The organism is Flavobacterium lotistagni (assembly GCF_011392125.1).
In the GTDB taxonomy this organism is placed as follows: Bacteria; Bacteroidota; Bacteroidia; order Flavobacteriales; family Flavobacteriaceae; genus Flavobacterium; species Flavobacterium lotistagni.
This window is the reverse complement of sequence record NZ_JAAJBU010000003.1, coordinates 114,378-138,539: the sequence shown is the minus strand read 5'-3', so window position 1 is coordinate 138,539 and position 24,162 is coordinate 114,378. Positions and strand designations below refer to the sequence as shown.

Here is a 24,162-nt window from a genome sequence, read left to right as displayed (position 1 = left end):
TTTATCTTTTTAAAAACAAACCCCTTATGCTGCTAAAAAATAAGCTTTTCACGTCCGCTTTCAGAAATATCTTCGCCCTTATTTTCCTGTGTTTTTCAATCGCTGGTGCTGCCCAAAAAAAGAATAGTGATTTCTGGGAGCATGTACAATTCGGTGGTGGCTTTGGCCTTAGTGTGGGCAATGATTATACAGATATTAGCCTAGCTCCGAGCGCCATTTATAATTTCAATCAATATTTTGCGGCCGGTGTTGGTTTGCAAGGCAGCTTTATTAAAGTAAAAACCCGCGAACCGTATTTGGAAGGTTATAAATCGTATTTGTACGGAGGAAGTTTAATTGGGCTGATTACTCCTATTGAAGAAATCCAAATCTCAGCCGAACTGGAGCAATTGCGTGTGAATCAGGAATTCAATGTTATTGATTACAGCCGCAACTTTTGGAATACCGCCTTGAATATTGGTTTGGGCTACCATTCAGATAATGTGACCGTTGGCGTGCGTTATAACGTTTTGTACAGCGAAGATGATTTGGTTTACAGCGATGCGTTTATGCCGTTTGTTAGAATTTATTTCTAAACCAAACTTTTATCCATTCTCTTTTTAAAATCAGGAAGGCGACTTGTTCCGATAAAGCAACTAGGTCTGTGCCGTCTAGTTTTTTGACTTGGTCTTCGGGCACATCGATAATGTAAAGCAAGTTGAGATATTCCGCGAATTTATAATTGATCATGCGGTAGATTTTCTCGTGCAATTGTACTTTGAGTTCTTCAGGCTTGGTGCTCAGCGGAAAATCGATGCCTTCATTGGCCAAATTAAAATCTTTGTTGAGCTGCTCGATAAGTTTCAAGTAAAGGTTTTCGGTTTCGGCTTGACTAAGCAAAACATCGGTAGATTCTGGTGCGATAAAATTCATTATGCGATTGTTTTAGTGTTCCGTTTTTCCCAAACCGAGATGATTTTTACCAATAGTACATCGCCGCCGGCATAAAAAAATACTGCTCCCATCGGCGGATTGGCGGCTGGAATGACGCCGAAAGTTTTATCGGCCCAAGCCCAACAACCGAAATACGTACCGACAAGTTCAATAAAGATAACACAAAGCGCAATACAACTGTAGAGGTTCTGCCATTGTTTTCGTCTGAGCAGCACAAAAAACAAAGCGCCAAAAATCAGCGAGAAATAATCTTTAAGAAAAATTCCGACTCCTAAAAACAACGTGATAAAAAAAATCGCAAATCCCTTTTGTAACAACTTTTCTTGTCGAATTACCCAGTTGGTATGCGCGAAAATATAACCCGAGGCGTAAACAATCGCGTGACCAAAAGGCACATAAAGCGGAATCATTGGCGTGCGATAATCGTACATTCCCAATAGTTTACAGAAAATCAACTCACCGATATAAGACAAAAAAACCATCACCAGCATCAGTTTGCGCAAAGGCAAATCCGCAGTAAAAAAAATGCCGCTGAAATAAATAATGGCCGCCAAATTGACCAGCATTCTAGCATCGAAATAACGTTCAGTAAAATAAACCGAGTCGAACCCAAGTGCAAAAACAGTAAAAACTGTAAACAAAAACGCCAAAAACAATTGGGTTTTAGGCCGATAATGATTTTCGTTGAAAAATAAACTGTTTGACATTTTGAACGACCGCTAAACTTTTCTTGCCATCAAACCTTCACCAAATTGGCGCAAAATGGCCTTTTTTTCTGGCGCAATACTCAGTGCTTCCAAAGTTAAAAAAGCGCGTTGGGTATAGTCTTCAATCGCTGCCTTTGTAGCAGTTACCGCTCCGGTTTGGTTGAAAATTAGTTTGACCGAATTGATTTTATCGGTGTTGTCTTCAGGCCGAATTGAATACAGATGCAACAATTGCTCGCGGTCTTTCGGTGAAGCAAATTCAAGGGCTTTGAGGTACAAATAGGTTTTTTTGTTCTCGATGATATCGCCGCCGACTTGTTTGCCAAAAGTTTCTGGATCTCCGAACGCATCCAAATAATCGTCTTGCAACTGAAAAGCCAACCCGAGATGACGACCAAAATCATAAATCAAAGCTGCGTTTTGCTCAGTAGTTTCGGCGATGATGGCGCCCATTTTCATAGCCGCAGCCACTAAAACCGCGGTTTTGTATTCAATCATTTTTAGATATTGTTCTTGGGAAACATCGTCTCGGTTTTCGAAATCGACATCCCATTGTTGGCCTTCACAAACTTCAAGTGCCGTTTTGCTGAACAATTGGGCAAGCTCTTTAAAAACTGCCGGCTGGTAGCGTTCGAAATATTGGTAAGCGAGAATCAGCATGGCATCGCCTGAGAGAATTCCGGTGTTCACATTCCATTTCTCGTGCACGGTTTCATGACCGCGTCGCAGTGGCGCATCGTCCATAATGTCGTCGTGAATCAATGAAAAATTATGAAAAACCTCGACTGCTAAAGCCGCCGGTAAAGCTTTTTGATAATTCGCCCCAAAGATTTCAGCGGTCATCAGCGTGAGCACCGGACGAATTCGTTTGCCGCCCAAACCTAAAATGTAATGAATCGGTTCGTATAGATTTCTGGGCTCTTTAAGCTCGAGTTCGGCCTGAAGAAAATCGGCAATGAATTGCTGGTATTGCGCTATTGGATGCATGGAAAATTTTCGGGCTAAGGTAAATGATTCTCTTGGCATGACAAAAAATGGGCTTTAACCCAATGTTAAAAAAATGTGAATACTTAGGAAACTATTTTGGTGTTTAAAGTTTCCGTTCTACTTTTGTCCGCGAAATTCAAACAAAAATGAAAGATAAGATTATCAAAAAAGCCACGGATATGTTCCTGAAACTGGGTTTCAAGAGCGTGACCATGGACGATATCGCGTGTGAGATGTGCATTTCAAAAAAAACCATCTACAAATATTTCAGCAACAAAGAAATGCTTATCGAGGAAGGCACAGAAGTAGTCCACCAAAAAATCCATGCACTCATGGACGAAGTCATGGCCCAAAACCACAATGCCATCGAAGAGAATTTTAAAATGCGCGAAATGTTCAAGGAAATGTTCAAGTCATTTGACCACTCGCCGGCTTACCAACTTAAAAAACACTATCCGGAAATTTACGAGAAAATGATGGCCAACGAAATCGAAGACTGCTCGAACGTGTTCCGTCAGAATATTGTAAAAGGAATTGCCCAAGGTTTGTACCGCCCGGAAACCGACATTGAAGCGGCAGTGAAATTTTACTACACGCTGATTTTTTCGATCAATGAAAATACGCTGCTAGAAAAAGACGCCTACGAAATGGAATTTAAAGCACTCGAATACCACACCCGAGCCATTGCCACAACGCAGGGCATCGCTGAACTTGAGAAACATCTTAACAATCCTCTATACAACAATCATCTATGAAAAAATCCTTACTAATCACGCTGTTGTTTTTTGCCTCAGTTGCAAATTCGCAGAACGCCAAACAGAGCAGTTATTCGTTCTCTTTGGAGCAGGCCATCAGCCACGCATTGGCGAACAATTACCAAGCGATCAACGCCACTCGCGACATCGAATCGGCCCGTCAGAAAAAATGGGAAACTACCGCTGCGGGTTTGCCTCAAATCAATGCTTCGGTAGGCTATCAGAACAACTTCGAATTGCAAAAGCAGCTTATTCCTGCTCAATTTTTTGGCGGAGAACCTGGAGAATTTGCCGAAGTCGCTTTTGGAACCAAACACACTATGGCCGCTAGTGCTACTTTAAGCCAACTGATTTTCGACGGTTCTTATATTGTGGCTTTGCAAGCTTCGAAAACTTACCTTAAATATTACCAAAACGCCAAGCAGAAAACCGATACCGAAGTGCGCGAAATGGTCGTGAACGCCTACGGTAACGTACTTTTAGCCGAAGAAAGCATTGCGATTTTGGAGAAAAACAAAACCACGCTTTCCAAGACGTTGTTTGATACCGAACAGACTTTCAAGAACGGCTTAATCGAAGAAGAGAATGTCGAACAATTGCAGATTACTTTGGCCTCAGTGAACAGCAATTTAAAAAACACCCAACGTTTGCGCGACATCGCCTACAAAATGCTTAAAATATCTTTAGGAATTGACCTCGGCGCTGATTTGAAACTTACCGACAAGCTCGATAGTTTGTCTGCGGCTAATCTGGCGGCGACTTTTTCACAACAAGGTTTCAATGTAGGCAACAACATCGATTATCAGATGGCTAAAAATTTCGAGGAGCAAAGAACATTAGAACTCAAGTTAGCCCGCAGTAAAGCCTTGCCTAGTCTTGCCGCGAATCTTAATTTCGGATATAATGCGTTCAACGACCAGTTTGCTTTTTTTACTCAAAACCAGAAATGGCTCAACTATTCGAATTTAGGAATAGGCTTGAATGTACCGATTTTCAGTAGCTTCGGCCGTCATGCCAAAACCCAGCAAGCCAAAATTGCTTTGGAGCAAGCCAAAACACAGCTCACACAAACTGAACAGAGCCTAAAACTTCAGTACGAAAGTGCCAAAAGCGAGTACGATTTCAGCGTCGAGGAATATGCCACTGCCAAAAGCAACTTAAACCTGGCCGAACGAATTGAACGCAAACAACAAATTAAATTCACCGAAGGGCTTTCTTCGAGTTTCGATTTCAGCGAAGCCCAACGCCAGTTATATACTGCTCAACAGAGTTACTTGCAATCGATGGTGAACATCATCAACAAGAAAGCTGCACTCGAAAAAATCACCAATTCAAACCCAAAGAACTAACACAATCATCATGAAAAAAATCTTCCTTCTATCCGTATTTACTTTACTCGCGGCTTGTTCGCAGAAAGAAAATAATGCCAGTATCGAGAGCATTTTAGCCTCAAAAGACTTAGCAAAAATTCAAGCGAAAAAATCAGAATTGCAAGCCCAAATGGCGCAAATCGATGAAGTTTTGAAAGTGCTTGACACTGCTAAAGCCGAAGCCTTGGTTTCAATTGAAACCGTGAAAGATACCGTGTTCAATCACTATCTGGAAATCCAAGGAAATGTAGACACTAAAGAGAATATTTTGGTGCAACCTGAAGTTCCCGGAGTTTTGGTTTCCTTAAACGTGAAGGCCGGACAACGCGTGAGCAAAGGACAAATCCTTGGTCGTGTGGACGACGGCGGTGGCAGCCAACAACTCGCGAGTTTGGAAAACCAATACAACTTGGCGAAAACCACTTTTGAAAGACAGAAAAACCTTTGGAACCAAAAAATCGGCTCTGAAATCCAGTTCCTCAACGCACAAACTCAAATGGTCAGCGCACAAAAAGCAGTGGCCCAAGCCAAAGCACAATTGGCCAAAACACTCATCAGAGCACCATTTTCAGGAACCATCGACGAAGTTTTTGTAGAAAGAGGCGAAGTTGTGGCTGCCAGCCCGCAAGGTTTGATGCGCATTGTGAACCTCGGCAATATGTATGTGTCGACGTCGGTACCTGAAACCTATATCGGCAAGTTCAAAGTAGGTACTGAAGTAAGCGTAGAACTCGGTTCGATTGGAAAAACTTATACCGGAAAAGTGCGCCAAATTGCCAGCAGCATCAACCCGAACAATAGAACCTTTGCCATTGAAGTAGCGGTTCCGAACAAAGACAACTTGTTGCGTCCGAATCAGGTGGCCAAACTAAAAATAACCGATTACACCAGTAAAAATGCAATTGTAGTTCCTACCAATGTGATTCAGGAAGACGGACAAAAGAACCAATTTGTTTATGTGGCAGACCAAGTGAAAGGCAAAACTGCCGTAGCCAAGAAAGTAGTAGTGAAAGCCGGACAATCGGCGGGCAATGTAACGGAAATTCTCAGCGGGCTTTCGACTGACGACCAAATTGTGACCGAAGGCGCGAACACCATTTCTGAAGGAATGAAACTCAACTTCTAAAAACAGTTGATGGTTGTTAGTTGATTGATTCGACTGCGCCTGAAACCAGTAACTCTCAATAAATTCAACATTATGAGTCATAAAAAACACGAATTCGGCATATCGAGCTGGGCCGTCGACAACCGCGTCACGGTATATATATTCACGATACTGATTGTCATCACCGGGCTTATTGCCTACATTACGATGCCACGCGAGGATTTCCCGGAAGTCATCGAAAACAAAATTTATATCTCGTCGGTTTTCCCGGGAAACTCGGCTGAAGATGTAGAGAAACTGATTGTCAAACCGCTCGAGAAAGAACTCAAGAACATCAGCGGTGTGAATAAAATTACTTCGTCATCGCTTCAAGATTACGGAATGATTGTCGTAGAATTTGACGACGATGTCACCATCGAACAAGCCAAAGAGAAAACCAAAGACAAAGTCGATTTGGTCAAAGCCGATACCGACTGGCCAAACTTAGACAACGGCGGAAAAGTAGAACCGAGCGTATTCGATTTGAACATTTCCGAAGAAGTGCCGATTTTGAACATCAACCTGCAAGGAAACTACACCACGCAGCAACTCAAAGATTACGGCAAACTCATCGAAGACGACCTGGAAGAAATCTCAGAGGTTAAAGACGTAGTGATTTTAGGTGTCGATGACAAAGAAGTCGAAATCGCCGTCGATATCATGAAAATGACCGCCGCACAAGTATCGTTCGACGAAATCCAGAACGCGGTGAAATACGAGAACATGACACTTTCGGGCGGAAACCTCATCTCGCAAGGTTCTAGAAACAACATCCGGATTACCGGTGAAATCAAAGATCCAAAAGAACTTGAAAATGTAATTGTGAAATCGTTTGGCGGAACGGTTTATCTGAAAGACATCGCCAAGGTGAGTTTCAAAGAAAAAGAAAAAACCACTTACGCTCGTGAAAGCGGCAAAGAAGTCGTGATGCTCAATGTCAAGAAACGTTCGAACACCAACATGATTTCGGCAATCGAGCAAGTGAAAGAACGACTTGAAAAAGCGAAAGAATCGTACTTGCCCGCAGACTTGCAAATCAAACTCACCAACGACCAATCTTCACGCGTAGAGCACCAAGTAGACGAACTCTCGAACCACATTATTTTCGGGATTATTCTGGTAATGATTGTGCTGATGTTCACCATGGGATTGCGCAACTCGTTGTTTGTGGGTGCTGCGATTCCGCTCTCGATGATGATTGCCTTCAGTATTCTTTCCGCTTCAGGATTGACGCTTAATACTATGGTGTTGTTCGGACTGGTCATGGGACTCGGAATGCTCGTTGACGACGGTATTGTGGTGGTAGACAACGTATTTGCCAACATGAAAAAAGGCATGGACCGTTACCACGCGTCGAAAATCGGTATTGGCGAGATTGCTTGGCCGGTAATTTCATCGACAGCAACCACGCTGATGGCTTTTCTCCCATTTTTATTGTGGCCGGGAACGATGGGTAAATTCATGCGCTATTTCCCGATCACTCTAACGGTAACTTTAACTGGTTCGTTGTTCGTGGCGATGGTCATCAACGCAGCGATGACAGGCGGCTCAATGGATATTGAAGACAAAAATGTGAGTAAGAAATCGGCCAAACGTTACTCGATTATCTTTACCATTATCGCAGTAATTTTCGTGGTGTTGGGCAATATGTATGATTCGAAACTCATGCGTGCCATTGGGCATATCGCCATTATTTCGTTTGCGCTGATGTGGGCGTATCGCCTAAAAATTTATCAGTGGACTCAGGATTTCCAGCACAGTTTCTTCCCGAGAATGGAACAGAAATACATGCGCTTTTTGTCAAACATACTCGAAGGCAGAAAAGCTTGGATGGCGCTAGTTGGTATTATTGTAATGTTGTTCCTTTCTGTGGTTCTTGTAGGTATTTTCCCGAGGAAAGTATTGTTCTTCCCAGAGAATATCCCGAACCAAGTGATTGCGTACATCGAATATCCGCAAGGAACCGATATCGAGAAAACCAACAAGGCGACGCTGTTCATGGAGAAACAGATTATCGATATCATGAAGAAATATGTCGATCCGAAAACCAAGGAAAATTACTTGGCCGAAAGTATCGTTTCGCAAGTGGGCGTCGGTGCCGGAAACCCTAATGTCGATGCCGGTTCGCAAGCCGAAACACCTTATAAAGGAAAAGTAACTGTCAATTTCTCGGAGTTCAAATTCCGTCGCGGTATCAACACGGCTGATATTTTGGAGGAAATCCGCGGTAAAGTCAAAGGAATTCCGGGCGCACTAGTAACCGTTGAAAAAGATGCCGCCGGGCCGCCTTCAGGTTATCCGATCAGTGTGCAATTAACCGGCCTTGATTATGAGAAAATGCTCAAGGAAGCCGATAAAATGATCGCTTATCTGAACTCGAAAAACATTCCGGGTATTGAGCGTTTGCAAGTTGATGTGAACAAGGAAAGCCCAGAACTTGAAGTAAAAGTTGATCGTGTGAATGCCGGAAGCCTCGGGGTTTCTACCGGACAACTGGGTTTCAATTTGCGTCGTTCGGTTTATGGTCAGGAAATTTCAACTTATAAAGAAGGTGATGACGATTACAACATAGTGATGCGAATGCAGGAAGACCAGCGCAAGAACGAAAGCATTTTATTCAACCAGTCGCTTACTTTCCGCAACCAGAATAACGGGCAAATTGTTCAGGTGCCGATTTCCGGAGTTTCCAGCACTGAGAAAACCAACACCTACAACATGATCAAGCGCAAGAATCAGAAGCGCGTGATGACGATTTACTCGAATGTACTTACCGGCTATAATGCCGACGCAATCTCCAAACAAATTGCTTCCGACTTGGCCAGTTACCAAATGCCGAAAGACATTACTTATTCGTTCTCGGGCGAGCAAGAAGAACAGGGCAAAAACCAGAGTTTCTTGATGTATGCGTTGTTCTTGGCACTGGCCGGAATCATGATTATCATCGTGTTGCAGTTCAACTCGGTGTCGAAAACGATTGTGATTTTATTCACGGTACTGCTGAGTTTCTCTGGAGTATTCTACGGATACGTCATCGCCAACATGGATTTCGTAATCCTGATGACCATGATGGGAATTATCTCGCTGGCGGGAATCGTAGTGAAGAACGGAATCGTTTTGATGGACTTCTTCGTACTCTTGCTCGATGAGAAAGTACATGCGAAAGATGTGAAGTCTCACGACGACCTGACTCTAGAGGAAATCAAAGAAGTGATTATCGAATCTGGGAAATCGCGACTGCGCCCGGTATTGCTGACGGCTTTAACGGCTGTGTTAGGTTTGATTCCGCTCGCAATTGGTTTGAACTTTGACTTCTTCTCACTAATCACCGATTTGAACCCACACATTTTCTTGGGTGGAGACAACGTGATTTTCTGGGGGCCACTCGCCTGGACCATCATCTTCGGATTGACTTACGCCACCGTGCTCACTTTGATCATGGTTCCGGTAATGTTCTATTTGGTGAAACGCGTGAAATATTGGTTGCGCGACAGAAGGCTCAGAAATGCTGTTGTTGATGAGGAATAAAATCAAACACGAATGGCGCGAATTAACACGAATGAAATAATGTTAATTAGTGCCATTCATTTTGAAACCAATAAGTTAAACACGAATTAGTGAAAATTAGTGCCATTCGTGTTACACCAAAAAAAGAACCCGCTCGAAATGAAGCGGGTTCTTTCTTATTATTAACTTATTCTATTCTAATTGTTGCTAACTAGTGCAATTTGATTGTTGGTATATTCTACCTGACTGGTTTTGTTGTCGTTCCAGAAGATCCATCTTCCGGTTTTTTCGCCTTTGGTATATTCGCCAACTGATTTTTTGTTGCCGTTCATATCATAAGCGACCCATTTCCCGTCTGGTTTGCCGTCTGTGAAGAAACCTTGTTGTTGGATTTGGCCGTTATCGTAATAGTAAGTAGCTTTTACTTGGTTGCCCACGACTTCAAGTTGTGGTTCTTTTTGGGCGAAAGTCACTGCAGAAATCAGTAAAGCGCCGAGGATCATCATCTTTTTCATAATTGTAGGTTTTTGTGGTTCAACATTCTTCACCAAAATTAGCGATTTATTTACATTGAGCAAACTTTCGCTTAACAATTTGGTAACATTGACTAAAAACTTAACATTGGAAATTTTGAAAAACCTCGGGAAGGCTTTACAGGAAAGCGATACGAAGCTTTGACTAAAAGTGACAAAATTTATTATTTCATTTGAAAAACCCCTGATTTGCTTCTATTTTCTAGGGTATTGTCTTAAATACAACTGATATTGTTTTCTATTCCAGAGGTAAACAATAACGATACAGCCCAATAACAATATAGAATATATGAGCGCGGCTGAATGAATGTGTTTGTAAGCATCGCTATGATGGATCAACAGCCACATCACCGTAGAAACCATTCCGGCATAAACCAAACAAAGGCTAAATACTTGACCCATATATTGATGAAACCGACTCCATTTTATGGGCAAACGGTATAATACAGCATACCACGGTTGCCTTTCTCCGAGATAAGTGTAAGCGGCCAGATTACCGAATGTGTAACCCGCGCTTTGGGGCAACAAATTTTCAGGCCGAAAGACCGATTGGTGAAAAGCCCATAAAACATAAAGTGTCAGCAGTCCGATAACCAGCAGCAAAGCCGGCCAGTTCAGGCCCAAAACACTAACCAATGGATTGGCTTCATGGCTTAAATCGGGCGTTAGTAAATAGGTACAGTAAGCATCGTAAATCCTGCTGCCCAAAATCCAGAGCGAAGTGAGTGCGAATTGAATGTGTTTGTTCATGTCGTTTTTGTTTTTTTACGGCCAGAAAGTATCCGAGATTATCCAAACGTTACAACGCTGCGGTAAAAACTATTTCAGGAACCAAAAAATACTTCATCCCATAGCGATTCGCCGATTTGAGACCAACGCGTTAAGGATGGCAGCGGCATCCTGCGACAAACTTGGCGCAGATAGAGCGAACAGCCTGACCCGTAGGGAAACGCCCAAAAGAAAAATATGTTCCCGATTGGAGTAATATATATGGTGACAGTTTGCTAAATTTGCACACTAAAATTTCTCACATGTACAGAAGTCATACTTGCGGCGAACTCAGCGCGAAAAACATTGGTAACGAAGTCACACTAGCGGGCTGGGTGCAAAAATCAAGGGATAAAGGTTTTATGAATTGGGTTGATTTGCGCGATCGCTACGGCATTACGCAATTGGTTTTTGACGAAAGCCGCACCGAGAAAACCGTTTTTGAAAAAGCCAAAACGTTGGGCCGCGAATTCGTAATTCAGATCAAAGGCACCGTGATTGAACGCGAGTCGAAAAACCCGAATATGGCTACCGGTGAAATTGAGATTTTAGTAACTGAACTGAATATTCTCAATGCAGCGATTACTCCGCCATTTACGATTGAAGATGAAACCGACGGCGGAGAAGACATCCGGATGAAATACCGCTACTTGGATATCCGTAGAAATCCTGTAAAAAACAGTTTGTTGTTCCGTCACCAAGTTGCAATGGAAGTGCGCAAATACCTTTCTGAGCAAGGTTTCTGTGAAGTGGAAACACCTTATTTGATTAAATCGACTCCGGAAGGCGCTCGTGATTTCGTGGTGCCGAGCCGCATGAACCCAGGACAATTTTATGCTTTGCCGCAATCGCCACAAACCTTCAAACAATTGTTGATGGTAGGCGGTATGGACAAATATTTCCAGATTGTGAAGTGTTTCCGCGACGAAGATTTGCGCGCTGACCGTCAGCCGGAATTTACCCAAATCGATTGCGAGATGGCTTTTGTGGAGCAAGAAGACATTCTGAATGTTTTTGAAGGATTGACACGTCATTTACTCAAAGAACTCAAAGGCATTGAAGTGGATAAATTCCCGAGAATGACCTACGAGCACGCGATGAAAACCTACGGCAACGACAAACCGGACATCCGTTTCGGGATGGAATTCGGCGAACTCAACGCTGTGGCGCAACATAAAGATTTCGGCGTGTTCAATTCGGCCGAACTTGTGGTCGGAATTGCCGCTTCGGGCTGCGGTGAAATGACCCGAAAAGAAATCGACGCCTTGATTGATTGGGTGAAACGACCGCAGATTGGCGCTTCAGGAATGGTGTATGTGAAATGCAACGAAGACGGCAGTTATAAATCATCGGTCGATAAATTCTACGACCAAGACGATTTGAAAAAATGGGCCGAAGCTACAGGTGCAAAATCAGGCGATATGATTTTCGTGCTTTCCGGCGGCGCTGATAAAACCAGAACGCAACTTTCCGCTTTGAGAATGGAACTGGCTACAAGATTAGGCTTAAGAAAACCGCATGAATTTGCTCCGCTGTGGGTAGTGGATTTCCCGCTGTTGGAAAAAGATGAAGAGAGCAACCGTTGGCACGCAATGCACCATCCGTTCACTTCGCCGAAACCTGAAGACATGAAACTGCTCGAAACCGATCCAGGGAAAGTTCGCGCGAATGCTTATGATATGGTTTTAAACGGAAATGAAATCGGCGGAGGTTCGATTAGAATTCACGACAAAGAAACCCAACAGTTGATGTTCAGATATTTAGGTTTTTCTGAAGAAGAAGCGAAAAATCAGTTCGGCTTTTTGATGGATGCGTTCCAGTTTGGTGCGCCGCCACATGGTGGATTGGCTTTCGGACTCGATCGTTTGGTGGCAATTCTCGGTGGGCAGGAAACCATTCGTGATTTTATTGCTTTCCCGAAAAACAACTCCGGCCGCGATGTGATGATCGATGCGCCTTCGGTGATTGATAACGCCCAATTGGATGAACTTCACATAAGATTAAACTTGCAATAAACATCAAAATAGCCGCGAAATCAGAGCCTTGGGCCGACAATAATTTAGAAAAAAATCATTTTCGGAATAGCAAATCTTTAAAATCCGTTTTGGAAACTTTCAAAATACTGTAAATCAATAATTTTTACGAAAAATTAATACCTGACTGATTTTCGTATACATTTAAAGATTACATTTGTCGCATTATCAATTTTATTACAAATACAATGCGTACAGGTACAGTTAAATTTTTCAATGAATCAAAAGGATACGGATTCATTACAGACGAAGAAACAGGAAAAGACATCTTCGTCCATGCTTCAGGAATCAAAGCGGAAGAACTTCGCGAAGGAGACCGAGTAAGCTATGAAGAAGAAGAAGGAAGAAAAGGTAAAGTAGCTGCCCAAGTGGTAACTATCGACTAAAGATATATTATTTTTTGTTGCCTGAATGGTGTACGCTCCAATTGATTTTGGGGCGTTTTTTTATTTATACCGGAACCATTTACAATCCTTATTTATAATCAATAAAAATTAGAAGTTGCTTTTGGCTATTTTGCCACGAATTTTGATTTTTTCGTTGCTATTTAATTCCTGACAGTTATCTTTGTGCTGGAAAATTTTAAACCCGTTTGAGCAGTATGCAATCCAATCAATTAGACTATTTCCCGATCCTGATGCAGATGCTTTTGGCAGTTGGATTTGTAGTGGGAACCATTATCATTTCAGGCAAATTAGGCCCGAGAAGATCCTCAAAAGTGAAAGACGAAAATTTCGAGTGCGGAATCGAATCTGTTGGAAATGCCCGTATTCCGTTTTCGGTCAAATATTTCTTAGTGGCGATTCTTTTTGTGCTTTTTGATGTGGAGGTTATTTTCCTCTATCCTTGGGCAATTAATTTCAAAAGTTTAGGCATCGAAGGCATGATTAAGATGGTCGTGTTCATGATGCTTTTGCTGGTAGGGTTTTTCTACATCATCAAGAAAAAAGCGCTCGAGTGGGAATAACAAATGAATGTTAAAACAGAATTTAAAAGTGCCATTGGCGTTCTGTGTCCAACGTTTATCAATTCAAATTTAAAACAATGAGCAATTCAAAAATAAATATGGTTGAACCGCCCGAAGGCATTGTAGGTGAAGGATTCTTCGCTACCAAGCTCAACGATGTGGTGGGTTTGGCACGCGCTAATTCGCTTTGGCCTTTGCCTTTTGCCACTTCGTGCTGCGGTATTGAATTCATGGCGACGATGGCTTCGCATTATGACTTAGCGCGTTTCGGTTCCGAGCGCGTGAGTTTTTCGCCCAGACAGGCCGATATGTTGATGGTCATGGGAACGATTTCCAAGAAAATGGCCCCGATTCTCCGTCAAGTTTACGAGCAAATGTCCGAGCCAAGATGGGTAATTTCTGTCGGTGCTTGTGCTTGTTCTGGAGGAATTTTCGATACCTATTCCGTATTGCAAGGCATCGACAAAGTAATTCCGGTGGATGTTTACGTTCCGGGTTGCCCGCCAAGACCAGAGCAAATCGTAGACGGCGTGATGAAATTACAGGAACTCGTCAAATCAGAATCAGTCAGAAGAAGAAGTTCACCAGAATACCAAGAACTACTGGCTTCGTATAATATCAAATAGCAAAATGGCTTTAGAAAACAACGAGATTCAAAACAAACTGACCCAAACTTTTGGTGACAAAGTAAGGAATTTCCACCAGGAAAGAGATCTTTTTTCGTTTGAAATGGATGCCGAAATCAACACTGCAGTCATTTTGTTCTTAAAAAATGATGACGCATTACGGTTCAACTTTCTGACCTCGCTTTTCACCATTCATTTCCCAGATGATCCGGATGTGAACCGCCAATTCGCCGTTACTTACTTGATGCACAATTGGTACGAAAACAAACGCATCCGCATCCGCACTTTTATCAGTTCGGAAAAACCGGAAATCAAAACCATATCGAATATTTTTCCTGCCGCCAACTGGATGGAGCGCGAATCTTATGACTTTTTTGGCGTCGATTTCAAAGGCCATCAGCAACTCAAGCGCATCCTCAACATGGACGAGATGATCTCGCACCCGATGCGCAAGGAATTCCCAATGGAAGACAGTGGCCGCACCGACAAAGACGACCGTTTCTTCGGAAGAACCACGATCAATTTATAATTTATACGAGCTATAAATGTCAGAACTATTATTACCACCGGAGCACCGTTACGCTAAGATTATCAAGGAAAGACACAATGAAGACGGCAGTGAACTCTCGATCCTGAACCTAGGTCCGACGCACCCCGCTACCCACGGTATTTTCCAGAATATATTGCTCATGGACGGCGAGCGGATTTTAGAAGCTGAGCCTACTGTGGGTTACATTCACCGCGCGTTTGAAAAAATTGCTGAAAACCGACCCTTCTACCAAATCACGCCACTAACCGACCGCATGAACTATTGCTCGTCGCCGATTAACAATATGGGTTGGTGGATGACCATTGAGAAAATGCTCGGAGTGGAAGTACCTAAGCGCGCGCAATACCTGCGGGTGATTGTAATGGAACTTGCCAGAATCACCGACCATTTGATCTGCAACTCGATTTTGGGTGTAGATACCGGAGCTTATACCGGATTCCTTTATGTGTTCCAGTTCCGCGAGAAAGTTTATGAAATCTACGAAGAAATCTGCGGGGCACGTTTGACGACGAACATGGGAAGAATTGGAGGTTTCGAAAGAGATTGGTCTGAGGAAGCTTTCAGAAAACTCAACGTTTTTCTAGAAGAATTCCCGGTAGCTTGGAAAGAATTTGAAAACCTTTTCGAAAGAAATAGAATTTTTATTGATAGAACGGTAAACGTAGGCGCTATTTCAGCAGAACAAGCGATGGCTTACGGTTTTACAGGCCCGAACCTGCGCGCAGCCGGAGTCGATTATGACGTTCGTGTGGCGCATCCTTATTCGTCTTATGAAGATTTTGAATTCTCTGTTCCGGTAGGAAAATCAGGCGATACTTATGACCGTTTCTGTGTGCGCAACGCCGAGGTTTGGGAAAGTATCAGCATCATCAAACAAGCTTTGGCGAAATTGCCTGAAGGCCCTTACCATGCAGATGTTCCTGATTATTACTTGCCTCCGAAAGAAGACGTTTATACCACTATGGAATCTTTGATTTACCACTTCAAAATTGTTATGGGCGAAGTGCCTGTTCCGGTGGCTGAAGTGTATCACTCCGTGGAAGGTGGCAACGGCGAGCTGGGATTTTATTTAGTAACTGACGGAAGCCGAACCCCATACCGTTTGCATTTCCGCCGCCCTTGTTTTATCTATTATCAGGCCTATCCCGAAATGATCAAAGGCGCGATGTTATCCGATGCGATTGTTATCTTATCTAGTTTGAATGTGATTGCCGGAGAGCTGGATGCCTAATAAAAAATAGAGATGGAAAGAAAACACTACACGCAGCAAATCAATATCACCGACGCCTTAATGGCAAGAATCAACGAGCTTTTGAGCCATTATCCGTCAGACAAACGCAAGTCGGCTTTGCTTCCGATTCTGCACGAAGTTCAGGATGCGCATGACAACTGGCTTAGCATCGAGTTGCAGGACAAAGTCGCGGAAATCATTGGCATCAAACCAGTAGAAGTCTACGAGGTCGTTACTTTTTATACCATGTTCAACCAACGCCCAATCGGCAAATACATGTTCGAGTTCTGCCAAACTTCTCCGTGTTGTTTGAATGGCGTGGAGAATTTAATGGATTATACCTGCAACAAACTTGGTGTGAAAGTAGGCGAGCCAACAGCAGACGGTATGTTCGAAGTACGCGGTGTAGAATGTTTGGGCGCTTGTGGTTATGCCCCTATGATGCAGCTCGGCGATTTCTACCAAGAACATTTAACCGAAGAAAAAATCGACCAGCTCATTGCTGATTGCCGAGATAACAAAATCACGTTACACGATAAATAATATGTCACAGAAAATATTATTAGACAAGATTAACGTTCCGGGCATCAAGACCTACGAAGTGTACCGCAAAGAAGGTGGTTATACTTCCGTGGAAAAAGCCCTGAAAAAACTCACGCCAGACGAAGTAGTCGAAGAAGTGAAAACTTCCGGATTGCGCGGTCGTGGTGGCGCCGGTTTCCCTGCCGGAATGAAGTGGAGTTTCATCGACAAGAAATCAGGCAAACCCAGACATTTGGTTTGCAACGCCGATGAATCGGAACCGGGTACTTTCAAAGACCGTTTCCTGATGGAATACATTCCGCACTTGCTCATCGAAGGCATGATCGTTTCGAGTTATGCTTTGGGCGCGAATCTTTCCTATATATATATCCGCGGGGAATATATGTGGGTGTACAAAATTTTAGAAAGAGCCATCGCCGAAGCCAAAGCGGCCGGTTGGTTGGGAAAAAATATCTTAGGCTCCGGTTATGATTTGGATTTATACGTTCAAATCGGTGGCGGCGCTTACATTTGCGGAGAAGAAACGGCTCTGATTGAATCACTCGAAGGCAAAAGAGGAAACCCAAGAATCAAACCGCCATTTCCGGCAGTTTCAGGACTTTGGGCCAATCCGACGGTAGTGAATAACGTAGAAACGATTGCCGCCGTACCTTGGATTGTCAACAATTCAGGAGCCGATTACGCGAAAATTGGAATCGGGCGCTCTACCGGAACCAAGCTGATTTCTGCTTCAGGAAATATCAAAAAACCTGGCGTTTACGAAATTGATTTGGGCCTTAGCGTTTACGAGTTCATGAACTCTGACGAATATTTGGGCGGCATGAGCACCGACCGTCCACTCAAAGCTTTCGTTCCCGGAGGAAGTTCCGTGCCGATTTTACCTGCGCACTTAATTTACAAAACCGCAGCCGGTGAAGACCGTTTAATGACTTACGAATCCCTAAGCGACGGTGGTTTTGCTACCGGTTCGATGCTGGGTTCCGGCGGATTCATCGTTTATGACGACCGCGCCTGCATCGTGCGCAACACTTGGAATTTCTCCAGATTCTACCATCACGAAAGCTGTGGGCAATGTTCGCCTTGCCGCGAAGGAACCGGTTGGTTAGAGAAAGTTTTACACAGAATTGAAAACGGTCATGGCCGCGAAGAAGATATCGAATTGTTGTGGAGCATTCAGAGCAAGATTGAAGGCAACACCATTTGCCCTTTGGGTGATGCCGCTGCTTGGCCCGTAGCTGCTGCGATTCGACATTTCAAAGAAGAATTCGAATACCACATCCGTTTTCCGGAAAAAATCAAAAACAGAGACCACTTTGTGGCCGAGCCTTTCGAAAAGGTGCGCCACTTGGTTTCTAATGTAACAGTATAAAAAGTTGACTGTTGATGGTTGGTAGCTGATGGATTTCCGCAAACTAACAACCGACAACCAACAACCAACAACTATAAATATGAAAGTAACTATAGACGGTCAAAGTATCGAAGTCGAACCGGGAACCACCATCCTTCAGGCCGCGCGCATGATTGGTGGCGAAGTGGTACCGCCGGCGATGTGCTATTATTCAAAACTCAAAGGAAGCGGTGGAAAATGCCGTTGCTGCTTGGTGGAAGTTTCCAAAGGAAGTGAAGCCGACCCAAGACCGATGCCCAAACTAATGGCCTCGTGCGTCACTGGTTGCATGGACGGTATGGAAGTCAACAGCAAATCTTCGGAACGAGTTCAAGAAGCTAGAAAATCAGTAACAGAATTCCTGCTGATCAATCACCCGCTGGATTGCCCGATTTGCGACCAGGCCGGAGAATGTGATTTGCAGAATTTGAGCTTCGAACACGGAAAATCTAAGACTAGATTCATAGAAGAGAAAAGAACTTTCGAACCGGAAGATATCGGCCCGAACATTCAGCTTCACATGAACCGTTGCATTTTGTGCTACCGTTGCGTAATGGTGGCCGACCAATTGACTGACAACCGCGTACATGGTGTAATGGATCGCGGCGATCATTCGAACATTTCAACTTGCATCTCTAAAGCCATCGATAACGAGTTCTCCGGAAACATGATCGATGTTTGCCCAGTTGGCGCATTGACTGACAAGACTTTCCGATTCAAATCAAGAGTTTGGTTCAACAAGCCTTACAACGCACACCGAAACTGCGACAAATGCTGCGGAAAAACCACCGTCTGGATGTTCGGCGACGAAATTCAAAGAGTAACCGGCCGCAAAGATGAATATCACGAAGTAGAGGAATTTATCTGCAACGAGTGCCGTTTCGACCACAAAGACCCGAAAGACTGGGTGATTGAAGGCCCGCGCAAATTCGAAAAAGATTCGGTCATCAATCAAAACAATTACACCAGAAAACTCGACAAAGTAGAAATCGCTACTGAGAAAAATATTCTTTTAGGCCGCGAGGTCGACCGCAAGAAAATCAGTATGAAAACCACACCGCTGACCGAAGAAGACATTATCAATCAGAAAAATCTAGGAAACCATGGATAGTGCATTTGTGATTGAAAAGAGCGTCATTATTGTAGTGGTGTTTGCCATTACGATGCTCATGGCCATGTATTCTACTTTGGCAGAACGTAAAATCGCGGCTTGGCTGCAAGACCGTATTGGGCCTAATAGAGCCGGAATCGGTGGAATTTTGCAACCGCTTGCTGATGGTTTGAAATTGTTTTCTAAAGAAGAATTTTTCCCGAACACGCCTAACCGTTTTTTATTCGTTGTTGGGCCTGCCATTGCGATGAGCACTGCTTTGATGACTAGCGCGGTGATTCCGTGGGGCGACAAATTGCACCTTTTCGGAAAAGACATTATTCTGCAGGCGACCGATATCGATGTGGCTTTACTGTATGTTTTCGGAGTGATTTCCGTGGGCGTTTACGGCATCATGATCGGAGGCTGGGCATCGAACAATAAATTCTCCTTGATGGGCGCGGTTCGTGCGGCTTCGCAAATGGTTTCTTACGAAATAGCGATGGGACTTTCAGTCATTGCTCTATTGATGATGACCGGTTCGTTGAGCTTAAGGGAAATTTCTGCGCAGCAATCCGGTATGCACTGGAATGTATTTTACCAACCGTTGTCTTTCTTGATTTTCTTGATTTGCGCGTTTGCAGAAACCAACCGTACCCCTTTTGATTTGGCCGAGTGTGAATCGGAACTCATTGGTGGTTATCATACTGAATATTCGTCGATGAAAATGGGATTCTACCTGTTTGCTGAATATGCGAATATGTTTATCTCTTCGACGATTTTGGCTGTGTTGTTCTTCGGTGCGTATAATTATCCGGGAATGGCTTGGGCTGTGGAGCACTGGGGCGTGAACATCGCCAACGTGATTGGAATTGCGGTATTGTTTGCTAAGATTTGCTTCTTCATCTTTTTCTATATGTGGGTAAGATGGACGATTCCGAGATTCCGTTATGACCAATTGATGCATTTGGGCTGGAGGATTTTAATACCGCTTTCGATTGCCAATATTATCATCACCGGAATTGTGATTTTAAGACATGACATCGCCGCCTATTTGGGCATGTAAAATAGAAGTGTGGGGAAATACACATAAAAAAGTTTCCACTATCAACGCCAAACAGATTTTTTATGGAAAACGGAGTAATCCCAAAAGAAGTGATTACTGATAAAATTTATTTCATCAGGAATCAGAAAGTGATGTTAGACCGAGATTTAGCAACGCTTTACGGAGTAGAAACCAAAAGAGTGAACGAACAAATCAAGCGGAACAGCGCGCGATTTCCGGACAACTTTATGTTTCAGCTCACCGAAGAAGAATTTCAAAACTTGAAGTCGCAAAATGCGACTTCAAGTTGGGGCGGTTCCAGAAAGTTGCCTTATGCATTTACCGAACACGGGATTTTGCAACTGGCTAATGTGTTGAAAAGCGAACAGGCAACACAAATGAGCATCCGGATTATTGAAGTTTTTGTAAGTCTGCGGGATTACCTGCTGACCAACATAAACCTCAAAATCGAGCTTGAGGAAATAAAAAAGAAACTCGTGAACCACGACAAGAATATAGAATTGGTTTTTTCGTATCTCGATGAACTGATTCAAAAACAAGAAACGAAAACCGAGCGAACAAAAATAGGTTACAAACAAAACTGAATGACAGCACAGCAGCCCTAGCCCCGATAGCAGCGGCATCCTTTTGTGAAGCATAGCGGAACAAAAGATATAGCGGATAGCGGGACCAAGCTTCTGAAAAAATAAAAACAACAAAATGAGTATAGCATCTATATCATTATCGGGCCGGAAAAAGCAGGTTTCCAACAAGGAAATGTCTTTCTTGGAGCGACTTTACCTGGTAGCGATCATCAAAGGACTAATCATTACCATCAAGCATTTATTCTCGCGCAAAGTGACGATCCAATATCCGGAACAAGTGCGCCCGATGAGCCCGGTTTATCGCGGACAACACATGCTCAAACGCGACGAACAAGGCCGTGAGAACTGCACTGCCTGCGGATTGTGTGCCTTGTCTTGCCCAGCAGAAGCCATTACAATGACCGCTGCCGAAAGAAAGCCCGAGGAAAAACATTTGTACCGCGAAGAAAAATACGCTTCGGTCTACGAAATCAATATGTTGCGCTGCATCTTCTGCGGATTGTGTGAGGAAGCTTGCCCGAAAGACGCGATTTACCTGACCGAATCTAAAGTGCTCGTGCCTTCGAGCTACAAGCGCGAGGATTTCATCTTCGGCAAAGACAAATTGGTGATGCCGTTGGAAATGGCGATGAAAAATGCTCAATCTAAAACCGTTAACTAATGTCAATCATTACTATCCTTTTTTGCGTGTTATCGGCTATTACTTTGGCCACGGCGTTTTTGACCATTTTCACCAAAAACCCTATTCACTCTGCGATTTACCTGGTAATCTGTTTCTTCTCGATTGCCGGCCATTACCTTTTACTGAATTCACAGTTTTTGGCGATTGTGCATATTATCGTGTATTCCGGGGCGATCATGATTCTGTTCCTTTTTACAATTATGCTCATGAACCTCAACAAGGAAGACGAAGTACACAAACCGCGCGTGACCCGATGGGCGGCCGTGATTTTGTTTTGTTTGATGTGTTTGGTTTTGATTGGAATCTTCGTGAACTCGAAACCGATTGTGGGCGAATATACCTCCACCGGTGAAGATTACCAATCGATTAAAGTACTCGGAAAAGTGCTGCTCAACGAATATATGGTGCCGTTTGAATACGCGTCAATTTTGTTGTTGACCGCGATGATCGGAACCGTGTTATTGTCTAAAAAAGAAAAATCAGAGAAATAAGATGAATAATATCTTAAACCATATCGGTATAGAAAACTACATTTTCCTGAGCGTCATTTTGTTCTGCATTGGCGTGTTCGGAGTGTTGTACAGAAGAAACGCCATCATCGTGTTCATGTCAATCGAAATCATGCTCAACGCGGTGAATTTGTTGTTCGTGGCTTTCTCGACCTATCATCAGGATGCGCAAGGACAAGTGTTCGTGTTTTTCTCAATGGCAGTAGCAGCGGCAGAAGTAGCAGTCGGGCTGGCCATTCTGGTCTCGATTTTCAGGAATTTAGGCTCGATCGATATCGATAACCTCAAAAAACTAAAAGGATAATTTTCTATGGATACTACTTTAGCTTTAGTCTTGGTATTGGCTCCGTTTGCGGGTTTCTTAATCAATGTTTTCTTCGGGAAAACTTTGGGTAAATCCGTATCGGGAACCATCGGAACTTTATCCGTAGCGGTTTCTTTTGTGGTGTCGCTGATGCTTTTCATGCAGGTGAATGCAACGAAAACCCCAATTCAAATCGCGCTTTTTGATTGGATTCAAGTCGGGAATTTCAAAGTCGATTTCGGATTTTTATTAGACCAATTGTCATTGTTGTGGCTTTTGTTCGTAACAGGAATTGGTTCGTTGATCCACCTGTACTCAATCAGTTACATGCACGACGATGAGAAAATGCATACGTTTTTTGCTTACCTGAACCTGTTCGTTTTCTTTATGATCACGCTTGTGGTCGGAAGTAACTTGTTGATTATGTTCATCGGTTGGGAAGGCGTCGGACTCTGCTCCTATTTATTGATCGGTTTCTGGTACAAAAACCAAGAATACAACGATGCCGCTAAAAAAGCATTCATCATGAACCGTATCGGTGATCTAGGATTGTTGATCGGAATTTTCATCCTGGGCGCCGCATTTTCTACAGTCGATTTCGCTACATTGAAAACGGCACTAGAAACTTCTAACAGTGTGAATCCGAACTGGATTGTACTCGCGGCTTTGGCCTTGTTCATCGGCGCTTGCGGTAAATCGGCACAGATTCCTTTATATACTTGGCTTCCGGATGCGATGGCTGGCCCAACTCCGGTTTCGGCGTTGATCCACGCGGCAACGATGGTAACCGCCGGTATTTTCATGGTCACCAGAATGAACTTTTTGTTCTCCTTGACGCCAGAAGTACAAACAATTATTGCTGTCATAGGCGCTGCAACTGCTTTGGTAGCGGCCACGATTGCACTGGTTCAGAACGATATTAAAAAAGTACTCGCATATTCCACCGTTTCCCAATTGGGCTTGATGTTTCTGGCTTTGGGCTGTGGTGCTTATCAAGTAGCGGTTTTCCATGTCATCACGCACGCTTTCTTTAAAGCTTGTTTGTTCCTGGGTTCGGGCTCGGTGATCCACGCTTTGCACGGCGAGCAAGACATGCGCAGAATGGGCGGGCTCAAAAAAGTGATGCCGATTACTTATATCACAATGTTAATTTCAAGTTTAGCGATTTCAGGGATTTTCCCGCTGGCCGGTTTCTGGTCCAAAGATGAAATCCTGATGACGGCTTTCCACCACAATATTGCACTTTGGGTGATTGGTTCGATAGCTTCGATCATGACAGCTTTCTATATGTTCCGTTTGATGTTCCTTACTTTCTGGAAAGATTTCCGCGGCACGGAAGAGCAGAAACACCATTTGCACGAGAGCCCAAAACTCATTACCATTCCGTTGATTATTTTGGCGATTCTGGCTGCTATCGGTGGCGCAATCAATTTGCCTGGAAACGCTTGGCTCAACCATTATTTGGCGCCTTTATTTTCAGTGGCACACCAAGAACATGTGTTGGGCACGACTGAATACATGCTCATGGGAATTGCTTTAGCTGGTGGAATCATCGGTATTGCCATAGCTTATATGAAATACGCCAAACAAGGACAATTGCCTGAAGAAGACGCACAGATTACTGGCTTTTCAAAAGTGCTTTACGATAAATATTACGTCGATGAAGTTTACGAATTTCTATTTGTAAAGCCCATCAACGCCCTATCACGCTTTTTCCGTGATTATATCGAAACCGCGGTTTCAGGTTTTGTTTTCGGACTGGGCAAAGCCACTATGGTGCTCGGTGCACAAGGCCGCAAAGTGCAGAACGGAAACATCGGTTTGTATTTGTTCTTCTTTGTTTTGGGAGTTATCGCGATCATTTCCTATTTATTCTTAGCTCAATAATT

General features: G+C 43.5%; 25 protein-coding genes. 20 read left to right on the top strand and 5 right to left on the bottom strand.

Annotated features, from left to right (window positions below; translation table 11 throughout):
• The first annotated feature begins 26 nt into the window (after positions 1 to 26).
• Positions 27 to 575, top strand: a complete 549-nt coding sequence (locus G4D82_RS05400; protein WP_235924308.1) for a hypothetical protein — start codon at positions 27 to 29, stop codon at positions 573 to 575.
• On the opposite strand, the gene G4D82_RS05395 is transcribed toward G4D82_RS05400, so the two are convergent.
• Genes G4D82_RS05395 through G4D82_RS05385 form a run of 3 tightly spaced genes read right to left on the bottom strand, consistent with a single transcriptional unit; the run spans position 559 to position 2,627 of the window.
• Positions 559 to 912, bottom strand: coding sequence for a hypothetical protein (locus G4D82_RS05395; RefSeq protein WP_166335336.1), 354 nt, complete (start codon positions 910 to 912; stop codon positions 559 to 561). The two genes, G4D82_RS05400 and G4D82_RS05395, sit on opposite strands and share 17 nt — an antisense overlap.
• Positions 912 to 1,640 (bottom strand): hypothetical protein, encoded by a 729-nt coding sequence (locus G4D82_RS05390; RefSeq protein WP_166335334.1) that lies wholly within the window; start codon positions 1,638 to 1,640, stop codon positions 912 to 914. Before G4D82_RS05390 ends, G4D82_RS05395 begins: the two co-directional genes overlap by 1 nt.
• A gap of 12 nt (positions 1,641 to 1,652) precedes the next feature.
• On the bottom strand, positions 1,653 to 2,627 hold the full coding sequence (locus tag G4D82_RS05385; protein ID WP_166335332.1) for a polyprenyl synthetase family protein: 975 nt from the start codon (positions 2,625 to 2,627) through the stop codon (positions 1,653 to 1,655).
• A 146-nt stretch (positions 2,628 to 2,773) separates the two neighbouring features.
• Here G4D82_RS05385 and G4D82_RS05380 point away from each other — a divergent pair, with 146 nt between their 5' ends.
• From G4D82_RS05380 to G4D82_RS05365, 4 genes are all read left to right on the top strand, one after another.
• Positions 2,774 to 3,382 carry a TetR/AcrR family transcriptional regulator gene (locus tag G4D82_RS05380; protein ID WP_166335329.1) on the top strand — a complete coding sequence of 203 codons (609 nt, stop codon included), beginning with the start codon at positions 2,774 to 2,776 and terminating at the stop codon, positions 3,380 to 3,382.
• The gene (locus tag G4D82_RS05375) at positions 3,379 to 4,731 is read left to right on the top strand and encodes a TolC family protein (RefSeq protein WP_166335327.1); all 1,353 of its coding nucleotides are present in this window, start codon (positions 3,379 to 3,381) and stop codon (positions 4,729 to 4,731) included. Before G4D82_RS05380 ends, G4D82_RS05375 begins: the two co-directional genes overlap by 4 nt.
• A gap of 10 nt (positions 4,732 to 4,741) precedes the next feature.
• A complete protein-coding gene (locus tag G4D82_RS05370) occupies positions 4,742 to 5,878 on the top strand; it encodes an efflux RND transporter periplasmic adaptor subunit (protein ID WP_166335325.1) in 1,137 nt (378 codons plus the stop codon).
• 72 nt (positions 5,879 to 5,950) lie between these two features.
• Positions 5,951 to 9,421 carry an efflux RND transporter permease subunit gene (locus G4D82_RS05365; protein WP_166335323.1) on the top strand — a complete coding sequence of 1,157 codons (3,471 nt, stop codon included), beginning with the start codon at positions 5,951 to 5,953 and terminating at the stop codon, positions 9,419 to 9,421.
• Between the two features lie 176 nt (positions 9,422 to 9,597).
• On the opposite strand, the gene G4D82_RS05360 is transcribed toward G4D82_RS05365, so the two are convergent.
• Both G4D82_RS05360 and G4D82_RS05355 read right to left on the bottom strand, forming a co-directional pair.
• Positions 9,598 to 9,915, bottom strand: coding sequence for a toxin-antitoxin system YwqK family antitoxin (locus G4D82_RS05360; RefSeq protein ID WP_166335321.1), 318 nt, complete (start codon positions 9,913 to 9,915; stop codon positions 9,598 to 9,600).
• Between the two features lie 213 nt (positions 9,916 to 10,128).
• Positions 10,129 to 10,683, bottom strand: coding sequence for a hypothetical protein (locus G4D82_RS05355; RefSeq protein WP_166335319.1), 555 nt, complete (start codon positions 10,681 to 10,683; stop codon positions 10,129 to 10,131).
• A gap of 281 nt (positions 10,684 to 10,964) precedes the next feature.
• Here G4D82_RS05355 and aspS point away from each other — a divergent pair, with 281 nt between their 5' ends.
• From aspS to nuoL, 15 genes are all read left to right on the top strand, one after another.
• Entirely contained in the window at positions 10,965 to 12,716 is a 1,752-nt protein-coding gene (gene aspS, locus G4D82_RS05350; RefSeq protein WP_166335317.1) for an aspartate--tRNA ligase, read from the top strand.
• Positions 12,717 to 12,922: 206 nt separating this feature from the next.
• Complete coding sequence (locus G4D82_RS05345) at positions 12,923 to 13,120, top strand: cold-shock protein (RefSeq protein WP_166335314.1); 198 nt, start codon at positions 12,923 to 12,925, stop codon at positions 13,118 to 13,120.
• A 215-nt stretch (positions 13,121 to 13,335) separates the two neighbouring features.
• On the top strand, positions 13,336 to 13,701 hold the full coding sequence (locus G4D82_RS05340; protein WP_166335312.1) for an NADH-quinone oxidoreductase subunit A: 366 nt from the start codon (positions 13,336 to 13,338) through the stop codon (positions 13,699 to 13,701).
• A 77-nt stretch (positions 13,702 to 13,778) separates the two neighbouring features.
• The gene (locus G4D82_RS05335; protein ID WP_166335310.1) at positions 13,779 to 14,327 is read left to right on the top strand and encodes an NADH-quinone oxidoreductase subunit B; all 549 of its coding nucleotides are present in this window, start codon (positions 13,779 to 13,781) and stop codon (positions 14,325 to 14,327) included.
• A gap of 4 nt (positions 14,328 to 14,331) precedes the next feature.
• Positions 14,332 to 14,856: an NADH-quinone oxidoreductase subunit C gene (locus tag G4D82_RS05330; RefSeq protein WP_166335308.1), complete on the top strand. Its 525-nt coding sequence runs from the start codon at positions 14,332 to 14,334 to the stop codon at positions 14,854 to 14,856.
• Positions 14,857 to 14,872: 16 nt separating this feature from the next.
• On the top strand, positions 14,873 to 16,108 hold the full coding sequence (locus G4D82_RS05325) for an NADH-quinone oxidoreductase subunit D (protein ID WP_166335306.1): 1,236 nt from the start codon (positions 14,873 to 14,875) through the stop codon (positions 16,106 to 16,108).
• 12 nt (positions 16,109 to 16,120) lie between these two features.
• Complete coding sequence (locus G4D82_RS05320; RefSeq protein ID WP_166335304.1) at positions 16,121 to 16,651, top strand: complex I 24 kDa subunit family protein; 531 nt, start codon at positions 16,121 to 16,123, stop codon at positions 16,649 to 16,651.
• 1 nt (position 16,652) lies between these two features.
• Positions 16,653 to 18,020, top strand: a complete 1,368-nt coding sequence (nuoF, locus tag G4D82_RS05315; RefSeq protein WP_166335301.1) for an NADH-quinone oxidoreductase subunit NuoF — start codon at positions 16,653 to 16,655, stop codon at positions 18,018 to 18,020.
• A gap of 79 nt (positions 18,021 to 18,099) precedes the next feature.
• Complete coding sequence (locus G4D82_RS05310) at positions 18,100 to 19,149, top strand: 2Fe-2S iron-sulfur cluster-binding protein (protein WP_166335299.1); 1,050 nt, start codon at positions 18,100 to 18,102, stop codon at positions 19,147 to 19,149.
• The gene (nuoH, locus tag G4D82_RS05305; RefSeq protein ID WP_166335296.1) at positions 19,142 to 20,194 is read left to right on the top strand and encodes an NADH-quinone oxidoreductase subunit NuoH; all 1,053 of its coding nucleotides are present in this window, start codon (positions 19,142 to 19,144) and stop codon (positions 20,192 to 20,194) included. The genes G4D82_RS05310 and nuoH overlap by 8 nt, the downstream gene beginning before the upstream one ends.
• 62 nt (positions 20,195 to 20,256) lie before the next feature.
• Positions 20,257 to 20,778, top strand: a complete 522-nt coding sequence (locus tag G4D82_RS05300) for an ORF6N domain-containing protein (protein ID WP_166335294.1) — start codon at positions 20,257 to 20,259, stop codon at positions 20,776 to 20,778.
• Between the two features lie 115 nt (positions 20,779 to 20,893).
• On the top strand, positions 20,894 to 21,439 hold the full coding sequence (gene nuoI / locus G4D82_RS05295) for an NADH-quinone oxidoreductase subunit NuoI (RefSeq protein ID WP_166335291.1): 546 nt from the start codon (positions 20,894 to 20,896) through the stop codon (positions 21,437 to 21,439).
• Positions 21,439 to 21,951, top strand: a complete 513-nt coding sequence (locus G4D82_RS05290; RefSeq protein ID WP_207788128.1) for an NADH-quinone oxidoreductase subunit J family protein — start codon at positions 21,439 to 21,441, stop codon at positions 21,949 to 21,951. The genes nuoI and G4D82_RS05290 overlap by 1 nt, the downstream gene beginning before the upstream one ends.
• 1 nt (position 21,952) lies before the next feature.
• Positions 21,953 to 22,273, top strand: a complete 321-nt coding sequence (gene nuoK, locus G4D82_RS05285; protein ID WP_166335288.1) for an NADH-quinone oxidoreductase subunit NuoK — start codon at positions 21,953 to 21,955, stop codon at positions 22,271 to 22,273.
• A gap of 6 nt (positions 22,274 to 22,279) precedes the next feature.
• Positions 22,280 to 24,160 (top strand): NADH-quinone oxidoreductase subunit L, encoded by a 1,881-nt coding sequence (gene nuoL / locus G4D82_RS05280; RefSeq protein ID WP_166335286.1) that lies wholly within the window; start codon positions 22,280 to 22,282, stop codon positions 24,158 to 24,160.
• The last annotated feature ends 2 nt before the right edge of the window (positions 24,161 to 24,162 follow it).

Coding starts and splice junctions, on each gene's coding strand:
- G4D82_RS05400 (WP_235924308.1), top strand. CDS start 27: ATGCTGCTAAAAAATAAGCTTTTCACGTCCGCTTTCAGAAATATCTTC.
- G4D82_RS05395 (WP_166335336.1), bottom strand. CDS start 912: ATGAATTTTATCGCACCAGAATCTACCGATGTTTTGCTTAGTCAAGCC.
- G4D82_RS05390 (WP_166335334.1), bottom strand. CDS start 1,640: ATGTCAAACAGTTTATTTTTCAACGAAAATCATTATCGGCCTAAAACC.
- G4D82_RS05385 (WP_166335332.1), bottom strand. CDS start 2,627: ATGCATCCAATAGCGCAATACCAGCAATTCATTGCCGATTTTCTTCAG.
- G4D82_RS05380 (WP_166335329.1), top strand. CDS start 2,774: ATGAAAGATAAGATTATCAAAAAAGCCACGGATATGTTCCTGAAACTG.
- G4D82_RS05375 (WP_166335327.1), top strand. CDS start 3,379: ATGAAAAAATCCTTACTAATCACGCTGTTGTTTTTTGCCTCAGTTGCA.
- G4D82_RS05370 (WP_166335325.1), top strand. CDS start 4,742: ATGAAAAAAATCTTCCTTCTATCCGTATTTACTTTACTCGCGGCTTGT.
- G4D82_RS05365 (WP_166335323.1), top strand. CDS start 5,951: ATGAGTCATAAAAAACACGAATTCGGCATATCGAGCTGGGCCGTCGAC.
- G4D82_RS05360 (WP_166335321.1), bottom strand. CDS start 9,915: ATGAAAAAGATGATGATCCTCGGCGCTTTACTGATTTCTGCAGTGACT.
- G4D82_RS05355 (WP_166335319.1), bottom strand. CDS start 10,683: ATGAACAAACACATTCAATTCGCACTCACTTCGCTCTGGATTTTGGGC.
- aspS (WP_166335317.1), top strand. CDS start 10,965: ATGTACAGAAGTCATACTTGCGGCGAACTCAGCGCGAAAAACATTGGT.
- G4D82_RS05345 (WP_166335314.1), top strand. CDS start 12,923: ATGCGTACAGGTACAGTTAAATTTTTCAATGAATCAAAAGGATACGGA.
- G4D82_RS05340 (WP_166335312.1), top strand. CDS start 13,336: ATGCAATCCAATCAATTAGACTATTTCCCGATCCTGATGCAGATGCTT.
- G4D82_RS05335 (WP_166335310.1), top strand. CDS start 13,779: ATGAGCAATTCAAAAATAAATATGGTTGAACCGCCCGAAGGCATTGTA.
- G4D82_RS05330 (WP_166335308.1), top strand. CDS start 14,332: ATGGCTTTAGAAAACAACGAGATTCAAAACAAACTGACCCAAACTTTT.
- G4D82_RS05325 (WP_166335306.1), top strand. CDS start 14,873: ATGTCAGAACTATTATTACCACCGGAGCACCGTTACGCTAAGATTATC.
- G4D82_RS05320 (WP_166335304.1), top strand. CDS start 16,121: ATGGAAAGAAAACACTACACGCAGCAAATCAATATCACCGACGCCTTA.
- nuoF (WP_166335301.1), top strand. CDS start 16,653: ATGTCACAGAAAATATTATTAGACAAGATTAACGTTCCGGGCATCAAG.
- G4D82_RS05310 (WP_166335299.1), top strand. CDS start 18,100: ATGAAAGTAACTATAGACGGTCAAAGTATCGAAGTCGAACCGGGAACC.
- nuoH (WP_166335296.1), top strand. CDS start 19,142: ATGGATAGTGCATTTGTGATTGAAAAGAGCGTCATTATTGTAGTGGTG.
- G4D82_RS05300 (WP_166335294.1), top strand. CDS start 20,257: ATGGAAAACGGAGTAATCCCAAAAGAAGTGATTACTGATAAAATTTAT.
- nuoI (WP_166335291.1), top strand. CDS start 20,894: ATGAGTATAGCATCTATATCATTATCGGGCCGGAAAAAGCAGGTTTCC.
- G4D82_RS05290 (WP_207788128.1), top strand. CDS start 21,439: ATGTCAATCATTACTATCCTTTTTTGCGTGTTATCGGCTATTACTTTG.
- nuoK (WP_166335288.1), top strand. CDS start 21,953: ATGAATAATATCTTAAACCATATCGGTATAGAAAACTACATTTTCCTG.
- nuoL (WP_166335286.1), top strand. CDS start 22,280: ATGGATACTACTTTAGCTTTAGTCTTGGTATTGGCTCCGTTTGCGGGT.